At 34.7% G+C, this 1,922-nt stretch carries 1 protein-coding gene; it reads right to left on the bottom strand.

The features are described 5' to 3' along the window. Positions 1-96: 96 nt before the first annotated feature. The gene (locus tag OZD63_RS05675) at positions 97-1,491 is read right to left on the bottom strand and encodes a malonyl-CoA decarboxylase (protein ID WP_274979968.1); all 1,395 of its coding nucleotides are present in this window, start codon (positions 1,489-1,491) and stop codon (positions 97-99) included. Positions 1,492-1,922: the final 431 nt, after the last annotated feature.

The raw sequence follows: 1,922 nt of genomic DNA, 5'->3' as shown, positions 1-1,922 counted from the left end.
AGCTTGCAAATGATTGTCCTTTCCTTCATTTCTCTCCTATTACGAAGATTTTAAACAGGTTCTTAGGAAATTTTCAACATATTTATGCATCTCCTATTACTCCTTCAACATAGACGACACTTTTTTCGAGCAGGAAATCACTTTATTAACCATATAGTTTTCATGATTATTATCTATTTTAGGCAACTCATACAGATAATTTACCATCATTCCAGCCGACTGACTAATACCTTTTTCAGAAGTATCTGCCATCCAGTTTAATTGTTTTATCGATGCACCATTGCTTAAATGAAAATGCGCCACCGGATCATAAGCATTCCCATTACTATTATTCACTTTTAGTAAATAATATGCACATAGTTTAAGCATGCATTGTTTAGTTTCATTTATACATTCAACGTTAATTTTTAATTGCTCTGCACTTTCTAAAATTTCTGCACTAGATTGTTTTATATTTAGTTTGCCCAATAAAGTGACATCTTGGTTTAGATTGTTTTTTAGCCATTTCGTAAAGCCAGGTATTGGAGAAAGAGTTGCGTATGTTTTTATACTTTTAAACTCCTGTGATAGCTTTTCTACAACCCTTTTGATCAAAAAATTACCAAGGCTGATTCCAGATAACCCTGCTTGAGTATTTGATATTGAATAGAATATAGCAGTGCTCGCACTACTTGGATCATTTGAAGGTACCGACTCATCTAAAAGGTGTTGAATACTATCTGCAATCTTATCCACCAATGCAACCTCTACAAAAATTAGAGGTTCGTTTGGTATCTTGTAATGAAAAAAAGCAAAACAGAGACCCAGCCTGTTTTTTAAGTCATCCCAAGAGGAAATTTTATGCACAGCTTCATATTTTATAAGTTTTTCTAGCAATGATGCAGGTGAATCCCAGGTGATTTGACGAAGATCAAGTAGATCAACATCAACCCAAGTATAGAGTATATTTTTTAATTCGCTTTCTAGTGGATTCAAGCTTCTATATTGGTTCTTTAGCTTAAGCACGTCAGAACGCATATCAACAATAAACTTAAGGCCTTCTGGTAAAGAAATAAATTGCTTTAATATTTTAGAACGCGGTGATTCAAGAATTTTTATTAAATCCTGTTCAAATTTATAGTTTAACTCGGGATCTTGGTTTTTCTTATACTCTCTAATTCTCTCATCTATTTCCGCTTTATTCGGATTAAATTTTTCTGCCAGGGTTTGTAGAAATTTTATTTTACCTTTCTCTGATAAGCTTAAGTACAAGTTACCAAGAGATACAGCGTTTTTACGTGCTGAAACCTCCCCTCCCTTTGGATTTAAGCACTCGTTCATCTTCAAGACTAAACTATCGATATCGCAACTGTTGCTTAAATCAGGACTGATGTTACCAATCCACGATCTTACAGCATCTGCCACTCCACCTAGTATTTTAAAAAAGCTTCTTACCGCCTTTTTGTCTTCAACTTTCACTATATCAGTTTTTGCCAATGATTCTTTTGTCATAGATTCCCTTTATTATACATAGCTAATGCAAGTCAGGGTCATACCGCTGCGATATCTCTAGATCCCGCTAACAAGTAGCGGGATGACGAATTTGTCGTTTGTCAAATCGTCGGTAAACCCAAGTTATTTTAGCTACATATAGCTTAAGTTAAAGGAAAATTTTAGCTACATAGCAGGCACTATTACTAGATTATTAATAATTCAGTAATACAATAGACTTCTTGCACTACCTCCCAAGCCACAACTGTCATTCAGTAGAAACGAAAAAACTTACTTGACAAACTCCGCCAGCCTCCTTATCGTGAAACTGAAGCTATTTATTTATCTTCGCAATCTGTGCAGGTTAATGACAAAAAACTTGGGGTATTTGGCGTCTCATGTTTAATTTTTCGCACTACGTGCATCGCATGTCTTTAAAAATTTCTGGGTTT

Origin of the sequence: Wolbachia endosymbiont of Drosophila leontia, assembly GCF_028981785.1 — a bacterium.
Taxonomy (GTDB): domain Bacteria; phylum Pseudomonadota; class Alphaproteobacteria; order Rickettsiales; family Anaplasmataceae; genus Wolbachia; species Wolbachia pipientis.
This window is presented reverse-complemented; position numbering and strand designations above follow the sequence as displayed.

Excerpts from the sequence above, each read along its gene's own strand:
- OZD63_RS05675 (WP_274979968.1), bottom strand. The coding sequence starts at position 1,491 with ATGACAAAAGAATCATTGGCAAAAACTGATATAGTGAAAGTTGAAGAC.